Origin of the sequence: Pseudomonas sp. W5-36, assembly GCF_046540455.1 — a bacterium.
Classification (GTDB): Bacteria; Pseudomonadota; Gammaproteobacteria; order Pseudomonadales; family Pseudomonadaceae; genus Aquipseudomonas; species Aquipseudomonas graminis_B.
On sequence record NZ_JAXCIQ010000015.1, the window covers coordinates 77,579 to 98,505 of the forward strand.

General features: G+C 62.7%; 18 protein-coding genes, 1 pseudogene and 1 riboswitch. Of the genes and pseudogenes, 12 read left to right on the forward strand and 7 right to left on the reverse strand.

What is annotated here, in order from left to right; translation table 11 throughout:
- Positions 1 to 80 precede the first annotated feature (80 nt).
- From SLW74_RS21120 to SLW74_RS21135, 4 genes and pseudogenes are all read left to right on the forward strand, one after another.
- A pseudogene (locus SLW74_RS21120) lies at positions 81 to 296 on the forward strand (site-specific integrase); the annotation flags it as partial.
- Positions 297 to 308: 12 nt separating this feature from the next.
- Positions 309 to 1,895, forward strand: a complete 1,587-nt coding sequence (locus tag SLW74_RS21125; RefSeq protein ID WP_410929984.1) for an ABC-F family ATPase — start codon at positions 309 to 311, stop codon at positions 1,893 to 1,895.
- 321 nt (positions 1,896 to 2,216) lie between these two features.
- Positions 2,217 to 3,443, forward strand: coding sequence for an MFS transporter (locus SLW74_RS21130; protein ID WP_410929985.1), 1,227 nt, complete (start codon positions 2,217 to 2,219; stop codon positions 3,441 to 3,443).
- Between the two features lie 228 nt (positions 3,444 to 3,671).
- Positions 3,672 to 4,421: an endonuclease/exonuclease/phosphatase family protein gene (locus tag SLW74_RS21135; protein ID WP_410930014.1), complete on the forward strand. Its 750-nt coding sequence runs from the start codon at positions 3,672 to 3,674 to the stop codon at positions 4,419 to 4,421.
- Between the two features lie 12 nt (positions 4,422 to 4,433).
- On the opposite strand, the gene SLW74_RS21140 is transcribed toward SLW74_RS21135, so the two are convergent.
- Positions 4,434 to 4,598, reverse strand: a complete 165-nt coding sequence (locus SLW74_RS21140; RefSeq protein ID WP_410930022.1) for a hypothetical protein — start codon at positions 4,596 to 4,598, stop codon at positions 4,434 to 4,436.
- 226 nt (positions 4,599 to 4,824) lie between these two features.
- Between SLW74_RS21140 and SLW74_RS21145 the strand changes: the two genes are divergently transcribed.
- The 5 genes from SLW74_RS21145 to SLW74_RS21165 all read left to right on the forward strand — a co-directional run bounded on the left by SLW74_RS21145 (position 4,825) and on the right by SLW74_RS21165 (position 10,009).
- Complete coding sequence (locus tag SLW74_RS21145) at positions 4,825 to 5,820, forward strand: aldo/keto reductase (protein ID WP_410929986.1); 996 nt, start codon at positions 4,825 to 4,827, stop codon at positions 5,818 to 5,820.
- Positions 5,821 to 5,880: 60 nt separating this feature from the next.
- Positions 5,881 to 6,603 (forward strand): aspartate/glutamate racemase family protein, encoded by a 723-nt coding sequence (locus SLW74_RS21150; RefSeq protein WP_410929987.1) that lies wholly within the window; start codon positions 5,881 to 5,883, stop codon positions 6,601 to 6,603.
- Positions 6,604 to 6,823: 220 nt separating this feature from the next.
- A riboswitch (cobalamin riboswitch) is annotated at positions 6,824 to 7,018 on the forward strand.
- A 143-nt stretch (positions 7,019 to 7,161) separates the two neighbouring features.
- Positions 7,162 to 8,163: an ABC transporter substrate-binding protein gene (locus SLW74_RS21155; RefSeq protein ID WP_410929988.1), complete on the forward strand. Its 1,002-nt coding sequence runs from the start codon at positions 7,162 to 7,164 to the stop codon at positions 8,161 to 8,163.
- An 11-nt stretch (positions 8,164 to 8,174) separates the two neighbouring features.
- The gene (locus tag SLW74_RS21160; protein ID WP_410929989.1) at positions 8,175 to 9,206 is read left to right on the forward strand and encodes a FecCD family ABC transporter permease; all 1,032 of its coding nucleotides are present in this window, start codon (positions 8,175 to 8,177) and stop codon (positions 9,204 to 9,206) included.
- Complete coding sequence (locus SLW74_RS21165) at positions 9,203 to 10,009, forward strand: ABC transporter ATP-binding protein (RefSeq protein ID WP_410929990.1); 807 nt, start codon at positions 9,203 to 9,205, stop codon at positions 10,007 to 10,009. The genes SLW74_RS21160 and SLW74_RS21165 overlap by 4 nt, the downstream gene beginning before the upstream one ends.
- Before the next feature lie 556 nt (positions 10,010 to 10,565).
- On the opposite strand, the gene SLW74_RS21170 is transcribed toward SLW74_RS21165, so the two are convergent.
- Both SLW74_RS21170 and SLW74_RS21175 read right to left on the reverse strand, forming a co-directional pair.
- Positions 10,566 to 11,840: a glucarate dehydratase family protein gene (locus tag SLW74_RS21170; protein ID WP_410929991.1), complete on the reverse strand. Its 1,275-nt coding sequence runs from the start codon at positions 11,838 to 11,840 to the stop codon at positions 10,566 to 10,568.
- A 31-nt stretch (positions 11,841 to 11,871) separates the two neighbouring features.
- The gene (locus SLW74_RS21175; RefSeq protein ID WP_410930015.1) at positions 11,872 to 13,215 is read right to left on the reverse strand and encodes an MFS transporter; all 1,344 of its coding nucleotides are present in this window, start codon (positions 13,213 to 13,215) and stop codon (positions 11,872 to 11,874) included.
- A 169-nt stretch (positions 13,216 to 13,384) separates the two neighbouring features.
- Between SLW74_RS21175 and SLW74_RS21180 the strand changes: the two genes are divergently transcribed.
- Positions 13,385 to 14,293, forward strand: coding sequence for a LysR substrate-binding domain-containing protein (locus SLW74_RS21180; protein WP_410929992.1), 909 nt, complete (start codon positions 13,385 to 13,387; stop codon positions 14,291 to 14,293).
- 93 nt (positions 14,294 to 14,386) lie between these two features.
- Here SLW74_RS21180 and SLW74_RS21185 read toward each other — a convergent pair whose 3' ends face one another.
- Positions 14,387 to 15,676 (reverse strand): MFS transporter, encoded by a 1,290-nt coding sequence (locus SLW74_RS21185; RefSeq protein WP_065990385.1) that lies wholly within the window; start codon positions 15,674 to 15,676, stop codon positions 14,387 to 14,389.
- 336 nt (positions 15,677 to 16,012) lie between these two features.
- Between SLW74_RS21185 and uxuA the strand changes: the two genes are divergently transcribed.
- The gene (uxuA, locus tag SLW74_RS21190) at positions 16,013 to 17,056 is read left to right on the forward strand and encodes a mannonate dehydratase (RefSeq protein WP_065990383.1); all 1,044 of its coding nucleotides are present in this window, start codon (positions 16,013 to 16,015) and stop codon (positions 17,054 to 17,056) included.
- Between the two features lie 43 nt (positions 17,057 to 17,099).
- On the opposite strand, the gene SLW74_RS21195 is transcribed toward uxuA, so the two are convergent.
- The 3 genes from SLW74_RS21195 to SLW74_RS21205 form a co-directional block, all read right to left on the reverse strand.
- A complete protein-coding gene (locus SLW74_RS21195) occupies positions 17,100 to 17,807 on the reverse strand; it encodes a FadR/GntR family transcriptional regulator (RefSeq protein ID WP_410929993.1) in 708 nt (235 codons plus the stop codon).
- Between the two features lie 223 nt (positions 17,808 to 18,030).
- A complete protein-coding gene (locus tag SLW74_RS21200; RefSeq protein ID WP_410929994.1) occupies positions 18,031 to 19,161 on the reverse strand; it encodes a mannitol dehydrogenase family protein in 1,131 nt (376 codons plus the stop codon).
- An 11-nt stretch (positions 19,162 to 19,172) separates the two neighbouring features.
- On the reverse strand, positions 19,173 to 20,183 hold the full coding sequence (locus SLW74_RS21205) for a zinc-binding alcohol dehydrogenase family protein (RefSeq protein WP_410929995.1): 1,011 nt from the start codon (positions 20,181 to 20,183) through the stop codon (positions 19,173 to 19,175).
- Positions 20,184 to 20,484: 301 nt separating this feature from the next.
- Between SLW74_RS21205 and SLW74_RS21210 the strand changes: the two genes are divergently transcribed.
- A complete protein-coding gene (locus SLW74_RS21210) occupies positions 20,485 to 20,886 on the forward strand; it encodes a hypothetical protein (protein ID WP_192136043.1) in 402 nt (133 codons plus the stop codon).
- Positions 20,887 to 20,927 lie beyond the last annotated feature (41 nt).

Genomic DNA, 20,927 nt, shown 5'->3' on the forward strand with positions numbered 1-20,927 from the left:
ACTCTAGCCAATACAGAGCCCAGCGTAGAGCCACCTTCACGCATTCAGCTGACAGGTCCTTCAGACATTTGTTCCAGAGTCCGCCATACAACTGTCGTCATAGTTATGCGACACTACGCGCAATGTCTGGAACGAATCCCTCCTTTATCGCCCAACAGCTCGGACGCCCCGTCAAGATGCTGCTCTCGACATATGCGCGCTGGCTCAGCTCCAGCCGCGACTGGGGGGAAATGGAAAAACTCAGAAATGCCCCAGGATTGGCCCAAGGCCACATCCAGCAACCCGCAACCCATTGATAGGTAAGGTAATTGATTTCCACAGCTAACATCACCATGCAGTTTGGCGCCAAGCCGCTGTTCGAGAACGTTTCGGTCAAATTCGGCGGTGGCAACCGCTATGGCCTCATCGGCGCCAATGGCTGTGGCAAGTCCACCTTCATGAAGATCCTCGGCGGCGATCTGGAGCCGTCCGGCGGCCAGGTGATGCTCGAGCCGAACGTGCGCCTGGGTAAATTGCGTCAGGACCAGTTCGCCTACGAAGACTTCTCTGTCATCGACACCGTGATCATGGGTCACGAAGAGCTGTGGAAGGTCAAGGCTGAGCGCGATCGCATCTATTCGCTGCCGGAAATGACCGAAGAAGACGGCATGGCCGTGGCCGAGCTGGAAACCGAATTTGCTGAAATGGACGGCTACACCGCCGAATCCCGCGCCGGCGAGCTGTTGCTCGGTCTGGGCATCGGCATAGAGCAGCACTTCGGCCCGATGAGCGAGGTCTCCCCTGGCTGGAAACTGCGCGTATTGCTGGCCCAGGCGCTGTTCTCCGACCCCGAAGTGCTGTTGCTCGACGAACCAACCAACCACCTGGACATCAACACGATTCGCTGGCTGGAAAACATCCTGACCCAGCGCTCCAGCCTGATGATCATCATTTCTCACGACCGTCACTTCCTCAACAGCGTGTGCACCCACATGGCTGACCTGGATTACGGCGAGCTGCGTCTGTTCCCGGGCAACTACGACGAGTACATGACCGTGGCGACCCAGTCCCGCGAGCAGTTGTTGTCGGACAACGCCAAGAAGAAAGCCCAGATTTCCGAGCTGCAGTCGTTCGTCAGCCGCTTCTCGGCCAACGCCTCGAAAGCCAAGCAGGCCACCTCCCGTGCCAAGGCGATCGACAAGATCCAGCTGGCCGAGGTCAAGCCTTCGAGTCGCGTCAGCCCGTTCATCCGCTTTGATCAGAACAAGAAGCTGCACCGTCAGGCGGTCATCATTGACCAAATGGCCAAAGGCTTCGACGGCAAGCCACTGTTCAAGAACTTCAGCTTCCAGGTTGAAGCCGGCGAGCGCGTTGCGATCATCGGCCCGAACGGGATCGGTAAAACCACCCTGCTGCGCACCTTGGTCAATGAACTGACCCCGGATGCCGGCACGATCAAGTGGACCGATGCGGCAGAGCTGGGTTACTACGCCCAGGACCACGCCCACGACTTCGAAAACGATGTCACCCTGTTCGACTGGATGGGGCAATGGACTCAAGGTGAGCAGGTCATTCGTGGCACCCTGGGCCGGATGCTGTTCTCCAACGACGAGATCCTCAAGTCGGTCAAGGTGATCTCCGGTGGTGAGCAAGGCCGCATGCTGTTCGGCAAGCTGATCCTGCAGAAGCCGAACGTGCTGATCATGGACGAGCCGACCAACCACCTGGACATGGAGTCGATCGAGGCGCTGAACCTGGCGCTGGAGAACTACCCGGGAACGCTGATCTTCGTCAGCCACGACCGCGAGTTCGTATCGTCCCTGGCCACCCGCATCATCGAGTTGAGCCCAAGTGGCGTGACCGACTTCAGCGGCACCTACGACGATTACCTGCGCAGCCAGGGCGTCGCGTTCTGATCAGGGCAATCCGCTGACAGAGTGAAGCTGAAACCAGGGAGCCCCGTCCACCGTGACGGGGCTTTTTTGTGACAGTGGGACCGGCGTTGGCCGGGAAGACGCCAGGCCAGGCGCCGCCAATCCTGCGGTGTGACCTCCGACGCTTTCCCGGCTAAAGCCGATCCTACGAAGGCAAATGCGAACACTCGTAGGACCGGCTTCAGCCGGGAACGGGCAAGTCCGGCCGCCGTCTGACCCCGGATAAAAACCGTTAGCCAGCTTTCATTTCCCGACCCCACGGGCGATGATGCGGCACTCCCACCGCTCCAGCGAAGAGTCCCCATGTCTGCCGCCCAGCCGCCTGTTTCGCCTGTCAACACGCCTGCCAGCGACGCCAGTTCGATGGCGATCACCCTGCAAATCATCTCCATCGTCGTCTACACCTTCATTGCCTTCCTGTGCATCGGTCTGCCCATCGCGGTGATGCCCGGTTACGTGCACAACCAGCTGGGTTTCAGCGCGGTGGTCGCGGGGCTGGTGATCGGTGCGCAGTACCTGGCGACACTGTTGAGTCGCCCGGTGGCCGGGCGTATCTGCGACACCATCGGCACCAAGCGCGCCATCGTTTACGGGCTGTCCGGCATCGCGTTGAGCGGCGTGCTGACCCTGGCGGCGATCCTCCTGGAGCGTTTCGCAGACGTCAGCCTGACAATCCTGATCATCGCCCGCCTGTTTCTCGGCGCGTCCCAGGGCTTGATCGGCGTGGGCACCATCAGCTGGTGCATCGGCCAGGTCGGCTCGGAGCACACCGCCCGCTCGATTTCCTGGAATGGCATTGCGTCATACGGCGCCATCGCCATTGGCGCTCCCCTTGGCGTGGTGATGGTCGGGGCGCTGGGCTTTGCCAGCCTTGGGTTGGTGCTGTTCGTCCTGGCGGCCGGGGCGTTGCTGTTGATCCGCAACAAAACGGCGATCCCGGTGGTGCGCGGCGAGCGCCTGCCGTTCTTCTCGGTGTTCGGCCGGGTGGCGCCGTTTGGCCTGAGCCTGACCCTGTCCTCCATCGGCTACGGCACGCTGACGACGTTCATCACGTTGTTTTACGTGGCCCGTGGCTGGGAAGGCGCGGCCTGGTGCCTGACGGCGTTCGGCATCTGTTTCATCGTCGCGCGTTTGCTGTTCATCAACGCGATCAACCGCTTTGGCGGCTTTCGCTCGGCGATCGTCTGCATCACCGTGGAAACCCTGGGTCTGTTGCTGCTCTGGCTGGCACCCGACACCACCTTCGCCCTGATCGGCGCAGGGCTGACCGGTTTTGGTCTGTCGCTGGTCTATCCCGCGCTGGGCGTCGAAGCCATCAAGCAGGTGCCCAACAGCAGTCGCGGTGCCGGGCTCAGCGCTTACGCGGTGTTCTTCGACCTGGCGCTGGCCATTGCCGGACCGCTGATGGGTGCCGTGGCGCTGGGCATGGGCTATGGCTGGATTTTCTTTTTCGCTGCAGTGTTGTCGGTGGCGGCGCTGACGCTGGCGGTGGTGCTGTCGCGCAGGACGCCGGTCGATACGCGGGTGTAGAGGACGCGCGGTATAACGGCTTCCCGGCTAAAGCCGGTCCTACAGAGGGAAGCGGCCGGCGATCATGCCACTAAATGGCTGTTGAAATCCCCCGGCTAGAGCCGGTCCCACCTAAAAGCTGAACTGCCGCCTCGCGTCCCGGTCGGAATAGCACATCCCCCGAACAGGAGTGAGGGCGTGACCCACGACCCCTCTGGCTCGAACGCTACCCCTCCGGACCCGGCCACGTTGCGCGAAGTCCACAAACTGCGCGTGCTGACCGTGAACACCCACAAGGGCTTCACCGCACTGAACCGGCGTTTCATCCTGCCGGAATTGCGTGAAGCCGTGCGCAGCACCGGTGCCGATCTGGTGTTTCTCCAGGAAGTCCTCGGCGGGCATGACCGCCATGCCGCCAAGTACGAAGACTGGCCCGACACGCCGCACTACGAATTCCTCGCCGACAGCATGTGGACGGACTTCGCCTATGGCCGCAACGCGGTCTACCCCGACGGTCACCACGGCAACGCGCTGCTGTCCAAATACCCGATCCTCCATTACCGCAATCTGGACATTTCCATCACCGGGCCGGAGCGCCGCGGCCTCTTGCATTGCGTGCTGCAGGTGCCGGGGCATGCGGAAGTCCATGCGATTTGTGTGCACCTCAGCCTGTTGGAGAGCCATCGGCAATTGCAGCTGAACCTGCTCTGCGACCTGCTTGACTCCCTGCCCGAGGACGCCCCGGTGGTCATCGCCGGCGATTTCAACGACTGGCAGCTGCAGGGCAACAAGCGCCTGCAGCGCTGCGGCTACCTCCACGAAGCCTTCGAGCGCAGTCAGGGGCGGTTGGCGAAAACGTACCCCGCGCGCTTTCCGATGCTGCGCCTTGACCGTATCTATTTGCGCAACGCCACCAGCCACCACCCGAAAATCCTCGGCACGCGGCCGTGGACGCATTTGTCCGATCACCTGCCGCTGGCGGCCGAAGTGCATCTGTAATGAGCTACGCCGTCATTTATCCGGATCAATCAGGGGAACCGTGGCGTCGCGATCAAACTGGGAACCCGGGTCTTCGTTACCCGGATCCATATCGGCATCGAGTTCCGTTTCCGGCTCATCGGGCTGATGCCCAGGGTGCGGTGCAAGCGGCGCAGCATCGGGGGACTGAGATTGCATGGCAGTTTCCTCGTTTCGGTAGGTTTGCTGAAGACTCTATTCAATGCGTGGAGCTTAGCAGGCGCCTCAGGTGCAACAAGACCGGTCGACACTATCAAGAACACCTATGGCAATCAGCAGTCAGTAAACAAGCCTCGCCGCTGTCGTCGCGCTGTTCCTTATCGGGCGAAGACGGCGTCATGAGCCGCGCATCCAGACACGCCTCACCGCACAGGAAAAAATCCCCATGAGTCTGCACGACAAGATCATTGGCCGCCTCGGCTTTGGCTCCGCGCCCTTGGGCAATATGTTTCGCACCATTGACGAAGACGAAGCGGCAGCCACCGTTCAGTCCGCCTGGGACCAGGGCATCCGCTATTTCGACACCGCACCCATCTACGGCGCCGGCCTGTCCGAGCAGCGTGTGGGCAAGGCACTGGCGGGCATCCCCCGCGACCAGTACACCTTGAGCACCAAAGTCGGCCGGCTGATTTCCGATGAGATCGACACCGAAACGCGCAGTGGTCCGTTCGCCGAAGGCCTGAAAAACAAGATTGTCACCGACTACTCCGCCGACGCCACGTTGCGTTCCATTGAAGCGAGCCTGATACGGCTGAACACTGACCGACTGGATATCGTGTTTGTCCACGACGTCGCCCAGGACGCCCATGGCGATGCCTGGATCGAGCATTTCAACATCGCTCGCAACGGCGCTTTCCGCGCCCTCAGCCGCCTGCGCGAAGAAGGCGTGATCAAGGCCTGGGGCCTGGGCGTCAACCGCGTCGAGCCGTGCGAACTGACCCTGGACCTGGAAGAAGCCCAGCCCGATGGCTTTCTGCTCGCCGGTCGTTATTCCCTGCTCGACCATGACCAGCCGCTGCAACGGCTGTTCGACAAGGCCCGCCAGCACAACGCCGAGTTCGTCGTCGGCGGGCCTTACAGCTCCGGCGTGTTGGTGGGCGGCAAGCATTTCGAGTACCAGGAAGCGTCCCAGGCGATGCTCGACAAGGTCGCGCACATCCAGGAAATCGCTCGGCAGTATCAGGTCGACATCAAGTCCGCAGCGCTGCAGTTCGTCCTCGCCAACCCCCTGGTGGCAGCGGTGATTCCAGGCGCCAGCCGGCCGTCGCGGATCATCGAAGACGTTACTGCGCTCAACGCACAGGTGCCGGATGGTTTCTGGCAAGCCATGCGCGATCAGGGCTTCATTGCGCTGCAGGCGCCAGTCCCCGGCAAAGACTGATATCGTGCCCAACGACGCCGGGCCAGACGCCCGGCTTTGTTCCCTGCGCGAGATCCGTCCATGCGAATTCTGATCGTCAACGTCAACACCACTGAATCCATGACCGAGACCATCGCCGAGCAGGCCCGCAGCGTGGCCTCGCCCGGCACCGAGATCATTGGCCTGACCCCGCGCTTCGGCGCCGAGTCGGTGGAAGGCAATTTTGAAAGTTACCTGGCGGCCATCGCGGTGATGGACCGGGTCATGTCCTACGAAGGGCCTTATGACGCGGTGATTCAGGCCGGTTACGGCGAGCATGGCCGCGAAGGCTTGCAGGAGCTGCTCGACGTGCCGGTGGTGGACATCACCGAAGCGGCGGCCAGCCTGGCGATGCTGCTGGGGCATAAATACGCGGTGGTCACCACGCTGGACCGCACCGTGCCGCTGATCGAAGACCGCCTGAAGCTGGCCGGGGTGTACGAGCGCTGCGCCTCGGTGCGGGCCAGCGGCATGAGCGTGCTGGAGCTGGAGGAATCGCCGGAGCGTGCGGTCGAGGCCATCGTCGAGCAGGCCATCAAAGCGGTGAACCGGGACAAGGCCGAGGTGATCTGCCTGGGCTGTGGCGGCATGGCCGGGCTGGATCAACTCATCCGCGAACGCGCGGGCGTGCCGGTGGTGGATGGGGTCACCGCAGCGGTGGCACTGGCGGAATCGCTGGTGCGTCTGGGACTGAAGACCTCCAAAGTGCGGACCTACGCCACGCCACGGCCGAAGAAGATCGTCGGTTGGCCGTTTAAGCTCTAAGCCGGTGGTGTTGAGCTCACGCCGATGGCGCTGCAAACACATACCTTGTGGGAGCGAGCTTGCTCGCGAAGACGGCATTCCAGCCGCTGAAGATCAAGTGAATGTACCGCCTCTTCGTGAGCAAGCTCACTCCCACAGGTGTTGCGTCCGTCCAGTTACTGCGAGGTGCCAATACATCTCCGGCACACCACCACCGCATTCGCCTCCACCCGCCGAATCGTTTAGTATCCCCGCCGCCGGTTTCCACTCGGAATTAATAGGGAATCCCGGGCGCATCATCGCGCTTAAACGGAACTGTCCCCGCAACTGTAGGCGCCGAGCCCTGCTTCCTGTTTGCCACTGGGTCACCCCGGGAAGGCCGAAGCATGGCAATGAAGCGCCAGTCAGGAGACCTGCCGGCCAGCATATTCATTCACCGGCGGGGTGTCCGGGGAAGGACTCCCGTTCGTGCGTCGTTTCGCGCACGCTGTGGGCGCCCCCACTTTCAGGGCGCCTGCCGGGATGGACTTTCCAGCGCCTGCTTCGCCAAGCAATCAGGCTTTCTGGAGATCGCTGTTCATGCCGCTGCGCCGCCTCGCCGCCCTGTTCGTCACGCTGACCTTGCCCACCGCCGCGCTCGCGGCGTCGACGGCCTACCCCTTGACCGTGGACAACTGTGGCGAAGCGCTGACGTTCAACCACGCGCCGCAGAAAACCGTGACCATCGGCCAGGCCGCCACCGAAATGCTCTATGCCCTTGGCCTGGGCCCGAAGGTCGTGGGCACGTCACTGTGGTTCAACCCCGTCCTGCCCCAGTACCAAACCCTCAACGACGGCATCGAGCGCCTGGCCGACAATGCGCCGAGCTTCGAATCGGTGATCGGCAAACGCCCGGATTTCGTCCCGGTGCAGTTTGAGTGGATGGTCGGCCCACAGGGCGCGGTCGGCACCCGCGAGCAGTTTCGCGATTTAGGCATTCCCACCTACATCCTGCCCTCCGATTGCGAGGGCAAGAACAACCGGGTCGGCGCCGACGGCACGCGCCTCGAAGCCTTCCGCATCGAAACGCTGTACAAAAGCCTCGGTCAGCTGGCGCAGATCTTCGATGTGCAAGACCGTGGCGAGCACCTGATCGCGGATTATCAGGGGCGGCTGGCCAAAGCTGTGGCGCAGGCAAAAGCCCATGCCAACCCACCCGTCTCGGCGGTGTTCTGGTTTTCCAGCCCTGACATCAACGTCGATCCGTACGTGGCCGGGCGCAAGGGCATTCCCAACTTCATGCTCGACACCCTCGGCATGCGCAACGTCATCGAATCCGATGAGGAATGGCCGACAGTGGGCTGGGAAACCATCGCCAAGGCCAACCCGACCGTGCTGGTCATCGCGCGCATGGACCGCCGCCGCTTCCCGGCCGACGATCACGAAAAGAAGCTGGCCTTCCTCCGCTCTGATCCGGTCACCCGCAATATGGATGCAGTGAAAAACAATCGCATCGTGATCATGGACGCCAGCGCCATGGAGTCCAGCGTGCGGCTGTTTGACGGTATCGAACAGCTGGCCGGGGCCACTCTCGCGCCATGACGTCTGTCGGCATGCTCCGGTCGAGCGTCGTCCGCATCTTCGGGCATGGCGCCTGGGCCATCGCGTTGCTGGCGTTGGCGGTGCTCGCGGGCGTGGCGATCGGCGAGACGTCGATCAGCCTGCCGGTGATCGTTCAGGTAATGGCGAACAAGCTGTGGGCCGCGGGTTTTCCTCTGGACCCGATCGATGAGGGCATCGTCTGGAATTACCGGCTGACCCGGGCCATCGTTGCCGCCACCTGCGGCGCAGGGCTGGCGGTGTCGGGCGTGGTTTTGCAATCGCTGCTGCGCAACCCCCTGGCCGACCCCTACTTGCTGGGCATTTCTGCCGGCGCTTCAACCGGCGCGGTCTTGGTGGCGATCATCGGCATCGGTGCCGGGACGATCTCCCTGTCCACCGGCGCCTTTGCCGGGGCGATTGCCGCCTTTGCGCTGGTCGCCCTGCTCGCCCGCTCCTCTCGGGGCCAGACCGCTGCGGGCCAGATCATCCTGGCGGGCATTGCCGGGTCCCAGCTGTTCAACGCCCTGACGTCCTTCCTGATCACCAAGTCGGCCAATGCCGAGCAGGCCCGCGGGATCATGTTCTGGCTGCTGGGCAATCTCAGCGGCGTGCGCTGGTCGTCGGTGGCGCTGTCGGTGCCGGTCGTGGTCCTCGGCTTGCTGGTGTGCCTGTGGCATCGGCGCGCGCTGGATGCGTTCACGTTTGGCGGCGATTCGGCCGCGTCCCTGGGCATTCCGGTGCGCCGGGTGCAGGCGGTGCTGATCCTCACCGCCGCACTGATGACGGCGGTGATGGTGTCGATTGTCGGCTCCATCGGCTTCGTCGGTCTGGTGATTCCCCATGCGGTGCGCCTGGTGGCGGGCGTGCGTCATGCACGGTTGCTGCCCTTGAGCGCCCTGATCGGCGCGCTGTTCATGATTGCCGCCGATGTGCTGTCGCGCACCTTGATCAAGGGTCAGGTGTTGCCGATCGGGGTCATCACGGCGCTGGTGGGCGCGCCGGTGTTTGCCATGATTCTGGTCCGTGGGAACCGTGCTAGATGAACGCCCGCCAGGAGGTGTCCGGCGCCATGCTGGAAGGCAGTGACCTGAGTTACTCGGTCAAGGGCGCGCCACTGCTCAGCGGGGTGAGCCTGGCGATTCGGCCGGGGGAAAACCTGGGGGTGGTCGGGCCCAATGGCTCGGGGAAGTCGACGCTGCTGAAGTTGCTGGCGGGGATTCAAAAGCCGTCCCAGGGCGACGTTCGCCTGGGTGGGCAGCGCTTGTCGGCGTTGAGCCGGCGAGACATTGCGCGGCAGGTGGCGGTGGTGGAGCAGCATGCGCAGACGGGGGATTCGATCAGTCTGTTGCAGGCGGTTGAGCTGGGCCGTACGCCGTGGCTGTCGGCGCTGGCGCCGTGGGGTGAGGTTGATGACCGGATTGTGGCGCAGGCGTTGGCGGATGTGAGTTTGCAGCATCTGGCGCATCGGGCGTGGCATACGTTGTCGGGCGGGGAGCAGCAGCGCGGGCATATTGCACGGGCGCTGGCGCAGCGGCCGCAGGTGTTGTTGCTGGATGAGCCGACGAATCATTTGGATATTCAGCAGCAGTTGTCGATTTTGCGGTTGGTTCAGCAGTTGCCGGTGACGACGGTGGTGGCGTTGCATGATTTGAATCAGGCGTTGGGGTGTGATCGTCTGGCGGTGATGGACGGGGGGCGTTTGGTGGCGCTGGGTTCGCCGTTTGATGTGTTGTCGCCGGAGCTGTTGAGTGACGTGTTTGGGGTGCGGGGGCATTGGTTGGTTGATCCGTTTGACGGGGCTCGTCTGCTAAGGCTGAGGGCGCCAGAATCACAAGCGTCTGCCTAGGGGCAGACTGTTTCGCCTTCGGCGAGTTACTTTTAAAAAGCACTAAAAGTAACCAAAAGTGCCTGCTCTCGGCTTGGCCCGACTTCGTCGGGTTCCCTCACTCCGACGACGCTCCGTGGGCCCGCGCCGAACGGACATCCATGTCCTGACGGCGCTCTCGCCGCATCCATGCGGCTCGGCCCACTCCGCGTCGTCTACGTTCGGCCTGCACCAAAGTCGCGATTGGCGGTGTCTGGACCTTCTGCGCAGGAAGATCAAAAGCAGATCAAAAGCAAAGCAAAAGCTTCCCGGCTGAAGGCGGTCCTACGGGCGCGTGCGGTCTGTTAGTGGGACCGGCTTTAGCCGGGAAGAGGCCGGTGACGGCAACGGAAATTTCGCTGCCCAACGCCGATCGTTCCCACGCTCTGCGTGGGGATACATCCGGCACTGGAGGATCTTCGGGTTTTTCCAAAGGGGACTGATTTATTTACAACGCTTCACCGTAAATTAATCTGTCCCCGGTCTGTCTGTGTCTGGTCTCGCTTCCGACCCGCCCTGGTAATGACTCCCTCCAACCTCAATACCGTGGCTTCACCGCCTTCCACTCCGGTTTGTATTTCTGCATTTCCCGCACGTCGTCACGCCGGCGAATGCCACACGTTAGATATTGGTCGTTGAGTTTGCCCAGCTGGTCGTAGTCCAGCTCCAGTCCCAACCCGGGCTCGCGGGTGAGGTGGACGCAGCCGTCGATGATGGGGAGTTTGCCGCCTTTGATGACCTCTTCGTCCGGTTCTTGCCACGGGTAGTGGGTGTCGCAGGCGAAGTCGAGGTTGGGGACGGCGGCGGCGACGTGGGTCATGGCCATGAGGCTGATACCCAGGTGGGAGTTGGAGTGCATGGAGACGCCGAGGCCGAAGGTGTCGCACATTTTTGCCAGCGCCTGGGTGTCGCGCAGGCCGCCCCAGTAATGGTGGTCGGCGAGGACGATCTGCACGCTGTTCAGCGCGACGCTGCGGCGGAATTCGTCGAAGTCGGTGACGACCATGTTGGTCGCCAGCGGCAGGCCGGTACGTTTATGCAGTTCGGCCATGCCGTCCAGCCCGGGGGTCGGGTCTTCGTAGTATTGCAGGTCGTCGCCGAGCAGTTCGGCCATGCGGATCGAGGTGTCCAGGGACCAGTTACCGTTGGGGTCGATGCGCAGCGGATAGCCCGGGAATGCCTTTTTCAGCGCCTTGATGCACGCCACTTCGTGTTCCGGGTCCAGCGCGCCGGCTTTCAGTTTGATGCTTTTGAAACCGTAGGCGTCGATCATCCGCCGCGCCTGGGCGACGATCTGTTCTTCGCTCAGCGCTTCTCCCCAGCTGTCCGGCGCGTAGGGCGAGTCGGCGTGTTGGGCGTATTTGAAGAACAGGTACGCGCTGAACGGCACGCGGTCGCGAACGGCACCGCCCAGCAGGTCAACCAGCGGCAGATTCATGGAACGTGCCTGCACATCGAGAAACGCCACTTCGAACGCCGAATAGGCATTGCTCACCGCTTTGCTGGCGTGAGAACCCGGCGCCAACTCGGCACCCGCCATTGAAGCAGGTTTGTTAGCCGCCACCGTAGCGTTGACCACCGCCCGCAAGTGGTTGAGGTTGAACGGGTCCATGCCGACCAACTGGCTTTGCAACTGCTGCTGGATCGCCAGGGCCGGCGCATCGCCGTAGCTTTCGCCGAGGCCGAGGTAGCCGTTGTCGGTTTCGACTTCGATGATCGAGCGCAGGGCGAAGGGCTCGTGGATGCCGCTGGCGTTGAGCAACGGCGGATCGCGGAAGGCAATCGGGGTGACGGTGACGCGTGTGATTTTCAAATGACTTCTCCCGGTCAATCAGGGTTCGAGGCTAGGGTTTAAGACTTGAATGGGGGCTGAGCGCGCTGGCTGCAGGCCGTGGCGCAGCGTCTTCAAGCTTTGGGCGGTATGGGTCGCCCTTCGGCGTGGTACGGACGAAGAAGATCACCACGGCCGCTACCAGCGAGGTCAGTGCCAGGCCGTACATGCCGCCTTGAATAGAGCCGGTTTTCTGCTCCAGAAAGCCGAACGCGGTGGGCGCCACGAAGCCGCCGAGGTTGCCGATGGAATTGATCAGCGCGATCACGGCCGCAGCGATGCGCGCGTCCAGATAGCCTTGGGGAATGGGCCAGAACAGCGCCGACGCCGCCTTGAAACCGATGGCCGCAAAGCAGATGGCGACGAAGGCGAAAATCGGCCCGCCGACGGTGGACATGAACATCCCGCACGCGGCAACCACCAAGGTGACCGCGACCCACGCCTGTTGATGCTTGAAGCGTGCGGCCAGCGCCGCGAAGCCATACATGGCGACGATCGAGATGATCCACGGAATCGAGTTGAACAGGCCGACTTCGAAATCGCTGAGGCTGCCCATCTTCTTGATCATGCTCGGCAGCCAGAAGGTCGCGCCGTAGATGGTCAGGGCCACGGAAAAGTAGATGAAGCAAAACAGCATGATCTGCCGATCGGCGAGCAGCTTGAAGATCGACGGTTTGATCACTTGTGCCGCTTCCCGGGCGCGCTGTTCGGCGTCGATGGCGCTGATCAGTGCGCCCTTCTCTTCTTCGCTCAGCCACTTGGCGTCGCGGATATGGGACTGCAGCCAGAACCAGACGAAGCCGCACAAGGCGATGGAAGCAAAGCCTTCGATGATGAACATCCACTGCCAGCCGTGCAGGTTCAGACCGCTGACGCCGAGCAATGCACCGGACACCGGCCCGGAAATCACCGACGCAATGGCCGAGCCGCTGAGAAAGATGGCCATGGCCTTGCCGCGTTCGCTGGAAGGCAGCCATTGGGTGAAGTAATAAATGATGCCGGGAAAGAACCCCGCTTCCGCCGCGCCGAGGATGAAGCGCAACACGTAGAAACTGGTTTCGCCACGGACGAAGGCCATGGCCATTGCCGCAGCGCCCCAGGTGAACATGATGCGCGTCAGCCAGGCGCGGGCGCCGAAGCGTTGCAGGAGCATGTTCGACGGGACTTCGAACAGCGCGTAGCCGACGAAAAACAGACCGGCGCCGAGCCCGTAGGCGGCGGCGCCGATGCCCAGGTCGGTTTCCATGTGGCTGCGGACGAAGCCGATGTTGACCCGGTCGATGTAGTTGACGATGAACATGATCACGAACAACGGCAACACATGACGCTTCACCTTCGTGGCCGCACGGGCCAGCACGGTGGGATCGGCGCTGCTGAGGGGTGCAGGGGTGGGAACGGTGCGGTTCAAGGTGCGACTCCCGGTCTTTGTATTTTTTGTGGGATAGCGTGGAATGAACCGATCATGGACCGAGGCATTGTTCCCGTCTAATCTAGATTAACTGTTGATTGATACCTGGATTAGATCAATGTTCGAGCTCGCCCAGCTGCGCTGCTTCACCACCGTCGCCACCGAACTCAACTTCCGCCGGGCGGCCGAGCGGCTGAACATGACCCAGCCGCCCCTGAGTCGGCAGATCCAGTTGCTTGAGCATTCGCTGGGGGTTCAGCTGTTCAACCGCAACACCCGCAGCGTCGCGTTGACCGCGGCGGGCCGGGCGTTTTTCATCGAAGCGCAGACGCTGCTGGAGCGGGCTCATCAGGCGGCCATCGCGGCGCGGCGCTTTGCCGAAGGCGACATCGGCTCGGTAACCATCAGTTTCGTCGGCAGCGCGGTGTACGAGTTTCTGCCACGGGTCATCGCCGAAGCCCGGCAGAACCAGCCCCACGTGAAAATCTCCCTCACTGAACTCAACACGTACCAGCAACACGAAGCCCTGCGCGCCCGGCGCATCGACCTGGGCATCGTGCGGGCGCCGCTGCTGCAGCCCGGTTACGAGACCGAATGCCTGGTCCGCGAGCCGTTCGTGCTGGCGGTGCCCAGCAGTCATCCGCTGGCGAACGCACGGAACATCAGCGTGCAGGACCTCGACGTCCAGCCCTTCCTCATGTACTCGCACTCGGCCTACCCGCCGTTCAACGAACTGCTCACCGGCATGTTTCGCTCGGCGCAAGTGGCGCCCGAGTACGTGCAGTGGCTGGGTTCGTCGCTGACCATTCTGGCGCTGGTGAACGCCGGCATGGGCCTGGCGCTGGTGCCACGCTGTGCCACCAACGTGGTGTTCAAGGGCGTGACGTTTCGCGACATCGATCTGGGTGAAGGGGTGCAGAGCGAGCTGCATCTGGTGTGGCGCTCGGACAACGACAACCCGGCGTGCCAGATGCTGCTGGAAGCGATTCGCGCGGCAGTGAAAGCCGAAGGGCGCACCGCGCAGTAGGACCGGCTAGAACGCCGACTTGTGGGACCGGCTTTAGCCGGGAAAGCGTCAGTGGGCACCCCGCAGAAGTGGTGCCCGCATCTGTTTCAACATTCAGGTGCGCTGGGCGACCGCCGACGCGTCCAGCGGCGCGGCATCCTCCGGCGTCGTGGAAAACGGCTCGATCTTGCCGACGATGAACAAATAGCTGAACGCCCCCAACAGGGCAAACGCCCCGGCGGTCATCAGCGGCGCGGTGAACGAGCCGTTGCCGATCACCAGCATGAAGCCGGTGAAGGTGGTGATGAAGATCCCGGCGGTGTTCGACGCGAAGTTCTGGATGCCGCCGATCGACGCTACGTGGGCAGGCGACGGCGCCACATCAGCCGGCAGGCACCAGATGCTCGCGCCGGCGAACGCCAGGCTGGCATAGGCCAGACTGAAAAAGCCGAGCATCGCCCAGGTGCTGTCAACGAACACCGACAGCGAAATGCTCGACGACATCAACATGCCGCCGACGATGCAGGTCTTGCGCGCGGCGGTCAGGCTCCAGCCCCGGCGGTACAGCGCGTCGGAGGTCAGTCCGCCGATCCAGCCACCGACGATGGACGCCACCGCCGGGATGGTGCCCAGCGTACCGAGGGATTTCAGCGAGAAACCGCGCTCGGTGACCAGATAGGTCGGGAACCAGGTGATGAAGAAATAGATCACGAAGTTCAGGCAGAAGAAGCCCAGCATCATTCCCCACAGGGTGCGGTGGCGAAACAGCGAGGCCCATTTCACTTTCGGCCGCGCGGCGAGGGTTGCCGCCTTGCCTGCCTCATGCTGCTCGATGGCGGCAACGGCTTGGGGCTCTTTGTAGATCAGGAACCAGCCCACGACCCAGATCAGGCCCACCGCGCCGGTGATGATGAACGACGCGCGCCAGCCCCACAGCTCAATGATCAGCGCCACCAGCGGGATGGACAGCGCCGAGCCGACCCGCGAACCGCTGTCGAAGATGCTGGTGGCAAAGCCGCGCTCCTTGACGTCGAACCACTGGCTGACGATTTTCGCGCAGGACGGATACGCCCCCGCCTCGCCCACGCCGAGCATCAGCCGGCAACCGAACATCGACGCCAGGCTGCTGGCCGCCGCCGTGGCCGCCGTGAACAGCGACCACCAGGCCACCGCGAGGGGCAGCGCGATGCGCGCGCCGACCTTGTCGACGAACCAGCCAAACGGCATTTGCATGAGTGCGTAGGTCCAGAAGAAGCCGCTGAGCAGCAGGCCCATTTGCCCTGAGCCCAAGGCGAGCTCTTTCTGGATGTAAGGGGCGGCAACCGCGAGGTTGGCCCTGTCGATGTAGTTGATGGCCACCGCGAGGAAGCACAGAAAAATTACCAACCAGCGCCCTTTCTGCATGGCGAGTCCTCCTAATTATTTTTATGAGTAAGACTTCGTTTGAGCTTCGCATAGCGCCCTGGCCTTGATTCGTACGCTGCTCAACGAGGGATAAAGCACCCGTCGAGAACCGCGGAATTGGCCTGACCAAATATCCGAATGCAGCGGATACTAGACCCGAAAACCAGGTTATGGAAATTGAAAAGGCGATTTATTTGCGGTTTTGTGGCTGGACGGTCGGTATTTGCATAATTTGGCCTGACCAATCTATCCTGCTGCGCAAGCCACCTCGGGCCGCTGGCGGCGAGGCACTGGCGGTCTTGAGCGGACTGCCCCCATAACAACAAGGACTGCGCAATGAAGATGACCTTCCGTTGGTACGGCGACAGCGATCCCGTCACCCTGCCCTACATCCGCCAGATCCCCGGCATGACCGGCGTGGTCTCGGCCATCTACGACATCCCGGTGGGCGAGGTCTGGCCGCTGGACAAGATCGCCGCCCTCAAGGCCACGGTGAATGCCCACGGCCTGGAGCTGGAGGTCATCGAGAGCGTGCCGGTCCACGAAGACATCAAGCGTGGCCTACCTTCCCGCGATCAACTGATCGACAATTACGGCCAGACCTTGCGCAACCTGGCGGCCTGCGGGATCAAGGTGGTCTGCTACAACTTCATGCCGGTGTTCGACTGGACCCGCTCGACCCTGGCCATGGAGCTGCCCGACGGTTCGACCACCCTGGCGTTCGACGTGGCGGTGATCGAGCAGGCGAACCTGGACAACGGCATCAGCCTGCCTGGCTGGGACGTCAGCTATGAGCCGGAGGTCCTGCGCGCGTTGATCAACGAATACGCCCAGGTCGACGAAGCCACCCTGCGCGAACGGCTCGCATACTTTCTGGAGCGCATCATCCCGGTTGCAAAAGACGCCGGCATCAAGATGGCCCTGCACCCGGACGACCCGCCGCGCTCGATGTTCGGCATGCCGCGGGTGGTGAAGAATCGCGAAGACCTCGCGCACATTTTGGCCATGGTCGATGACCCGGCTAACGGGTTGACCCTGTGTTCAGGCTCCCTCGGCGCCGATCTGGGCAATGACATCCCCTCGCTGGTGCGAGAATTCGGCGGTCAGGGTCGCATTCACTTCGCCCATCTGCGCAATGTGAAGGTCAACGAAGCCGGCGATTTTTTTGAGACCGCACACCGCTCGGAGGACGGCTCGCTGGACATGGCCGAGATCGTCAAGGCCTACGTCGAGACCGGCTTCGAGGGTTATTACCGCCCTGACCACGGACGCATGATTTGGGGCGAAACCGGCAAGCCAGGCTACGGCCTCTACGACCGGGCGCTGGGTGCGGTGTACCTGAATGGCTTGTGGGAAGGGATCCGCAAAACGATGGCGTGAGGCTGAGGACTTTTGAACAGCACCGCCTTGCGGCGGGCGCCTGTTAACGCAGCTCCGCATCCCTGCCATCGAGCCAGCGCGCTTCGGAGCGGCGCAGGTGTTCGCGCATGGCGGTCTGGGCGCCAATCAGGTCGCGGGTCTGGACGGCGTGCAGAATGGCTTCGTGTTCGGCCACGGCCATGGCCCAGGTTTCGGTGGTTTCGGAGTGTTCGCTGACATGGGCGGTCAGCGGGCTGTACCGCTCTTCGAACAATGAGGTGATGATGCGCACCAGGGTCGAGTTGCCGCTCATTTTCGCCAGCCGCTGATGGAACTTGCGGTCGTCATCCAGCGCCGGCACGCCTTTGAGCGCCCCCTCGCGCATCTTGTCGATGCAACCCTGCAGGTAGCGAAAATCAGCCTTGCTGCCGTGCAGACAGGCCAGCATCACGCTCTCACCTTCGATCAGTGCTCTGGCCTGCATCAGCTCGGACGGGCTCTCGCCCAGCGTGCGGGTTTTGCCTTTGACCCCAAGCAGGTGCTCACAGACGTAGATGCCGGAACCCATGCGGATTTCGACGCTGCCTTCGATTTCCAGGGCGATCAGGGCTTCGCGAAGGGATGGCCGGGAGACGCCGAGCAACTGCGCCAGATCGCGCTCGGGAGGCAGGCGCGCGCCAGGGGCGATGCCATGCTTGCGAATGTGCTCGCGCAATCGGTCGGCGGTGATCTGGTACAGGCGGCGTTCGGGGGCAGGGCTTGGCGCGGTCATCAATCACGTTCCATCAGGATGCGCCGGAGGATATCACAGGCTTCGGGGCGCCTTGTGGCGGGACCATGGACGCGGTCATCACTGGATGCACGCGATCTTTTAGTGGGACCGGCTTCAGCCGGGAAGAGGCCAGTGCGTTCACCCTCGATTTTGCGGTGTGCTAATTGACGCCTTCCCGGTTAAAGCCGGTCCCACTATGGAATCTTGGTGTGTCAGGCGGGAATCAATCGGCCAACGCGCCCTTGAGCAGCGGCTGCTCCAACCCCACAATTCGCCGCCCCATCTCCACCACCGGCAAGAACCTGCGGCGTTTCTTCTCTTCGTGGTTTTGCGCGATGTCGGCAATCCGGTGCTGCAGGAACGGGTTGAGAAAACGGTCGCGGACGCTGGCCAGATAGTTGTGCGCCTGATCCCCTTTGCCCTTCGCCGCAAACACGGGCAGCACCTCCCGCTCCCACAGATCCTCCAGGCTCCCGCGCAGCAGCGGGTCGTTCATGGCCTCAAACACCGTCTCGCCCTCAGGCCGGCCATCTTTCAACCAACGTTCGGCCAGCCAGGTGTGCCCCAAATTCAGCATGAACAGCTTGAACTGCTCGTACTGCTCCAGCTCATCCGTCACCACCATACAAGGATGCCTACACGGCACCACCAGCCCAGGCTGACGCTCAATCGCCCAGATCGCGTACGGCTCGGCAATGGCGCCTACCGGCTGGATGGGCTGCGAGACGATGCGATCCACCAGGGAATTCGCCCAGCGGCAGGTGTCGCGCAGGTAGTGCGCAAACCCGGCGTCGATGCCCCACGCCACCGCCAGTTGAATGATCAGGTCGCGCAGCACATCGCCATTGCGTGACACCAGCTCACAGGGAAACAGCGACAGCGGCGCATCAGGATTCTCCAGCCAGCGGTCATGGAGCAACACCAGCAGTTTCGCCGGAAAACTCCGGGGCGTCGGCGCATCGGCGGCCAGGCAAGACGCCGTGTCCGCCGCCTCCAGCACATAGCCTTTGTCGCCAGTGTTGGAGATCACCACCTGCACGTCGTGCCGAATCGCCTGACGAATCACCGGCCAGTCAGGGCCGGCTTGCAGCGCGCCGGCAATGGAAGTGGACCAAAACTCCTCGTTCACCGTGCGACCGTTTTCTGCGCCCTGAATGCGCACCGGATAACCCGTGCCACCGGCCAGCGCCTGCACCCGCTGCGCGCTGTCGGCGCTGCCAGTGGTTTGCACGACGGTGATTCTGCCCAGCGCTTGGCCCTTCTCCAGGGCCTGGGAAATGAACAGATCGGCATGGGCCTGAAGAAAACGGCTGGTGCCGAACTGCAGGATGGGGGTGAACGGGGTTGCCTGCATGCCCGCGCCTCCTAGCATTCGACGATGGCTTTGACGACCCGCTGCGCAGGGTCGAGCAGCGTGGTGAAGCGCTCGGTCACTTCGCTCAGGGCCATGCGGTGGGTATTGAGCGCGGCGTCCGGGATCAAGCCGTCGCGCAGGCATTGCTCGACGTAGCGGAAGTCTTCGACGGTGGCGTTGCGACTGCCCATGAGCGTCGCTTCGCGCTTGTGAAATTCAGGGTCGGAGAAGCTGATGGTGTCGCGGACGATGGACACCAGCACGTATTTGCCGCCGTGGGCGATGAATTCGAAACCGCGCTCCATGGCCTTGGCGTTGCCGGTGGCGTCGTACACCACATCGAAGAATTCGCCCTCGGTCAGTTGCTCCAGTTGCTGCTTGTCGTCTTCGCCGATCAGCACGGCCGAGTCAATCTGCAGGTGCTGCTTGCAGAACGTCAGGCGGTCCTCACGGGTGTCGAGCACCGTGACTTTCGCGCCCCGCAGACGGGAGAAAATTGCCACCGCCATGCCAATCGGGCCGGTGCCGACCACCAGCGCCCGCTGGCCGGCTTGCACGTCCGAACGACGCACCGCATGGGCGCCAATGGACAGAAATTCGATCATGGCCGCCTGATCCAGCGTGACCCCGTCCGCCTTGAGCACGAAGCCGTGGGGCAGGCTCAGGTATTCGGTGAATGCGCCGTCGCGATGGACGCCCAGCACTTGAATGCGCACGCAGCAATTGGTCTTGCCCTGACGGCAGGCTATGCAGTCGCCACAGGACAGGTACGGCATCACATAGACCACGTCGCCCGGCTCAAGCCCGCTGCCCGCCTCGCTTTGCTCGACAATGCCGGAAAATTCGTGGCCCATGACCCGGGGGTATTCGAGGAACGGCTGGTTGCCGTTGAAGATATGCAGATCTGTGCCACAGACCCCGACCCGCTTGATGCGGACCAGCGTCTCGCCGGGTGCCCGTTCGGGTTTCGGACGGTCAAGGGCCAGCAGGGAACCGGGTTTTTCGCAGACGACGGTGAGCATCTTCTCTCTCCAGACCAGGCACGCCGGCATCGCTGAAACGGCCAGAGCCGCAGGTTACCGGGCAGTGATCTTGTTGTTGTGAGGTGGCGGATGGATTCTGGAAGCGCGGGCCGCAGGTGCAGTGGCTGCAGCCATGACAAGCGCGGCGCTGCAGGAAAAAATGACACAGCCGCCTGACCATTGGCAAGACCAATTAATCTATTTAGGTATTGGCCTTACCAAATCAGCCATTTGAGTTTTCAGCGCGATCACCAGCGCTACGGCTGTAAATCCCAACAGCCCATGGTTATGATCGGAGCCCATGACTTCCCCATTGCCGATCCGCTCACCCTGCCCGCCCGGCGCCTGTAAATGCGACCGCGACCGACTGTTGGAGCTGGAGGGCGCGGACGTGCGCATCCTTCGCCTGACCCGTCAGGAAGAGAAACGTCTGCTTGAGCGTCTGGAAAATATCGCCACGCTGGAAGATCTGCAGCGCCTGCAAGCGCGGATGTTCGACCAGTTGGGCATCCGCCTGGACATTGGCCCCGGCTTCAATGAAGTGCGCAGCATGCGCGGCATGGTCATCGACATCGCCGAACTGCCCGGCATGTGCCGCAAAACCCGCGCCGCCATCCCCGCCGCCATCCGCCGCGGCCTGGAAAAGAATCCCGAAATCGCCTGGCGCCTGCTCGACGCCCACGACTTGTTTCGGGATGCGTGAATGCGGTGAGGACCTGGTATTAGAAATACCAGACTCAGCGC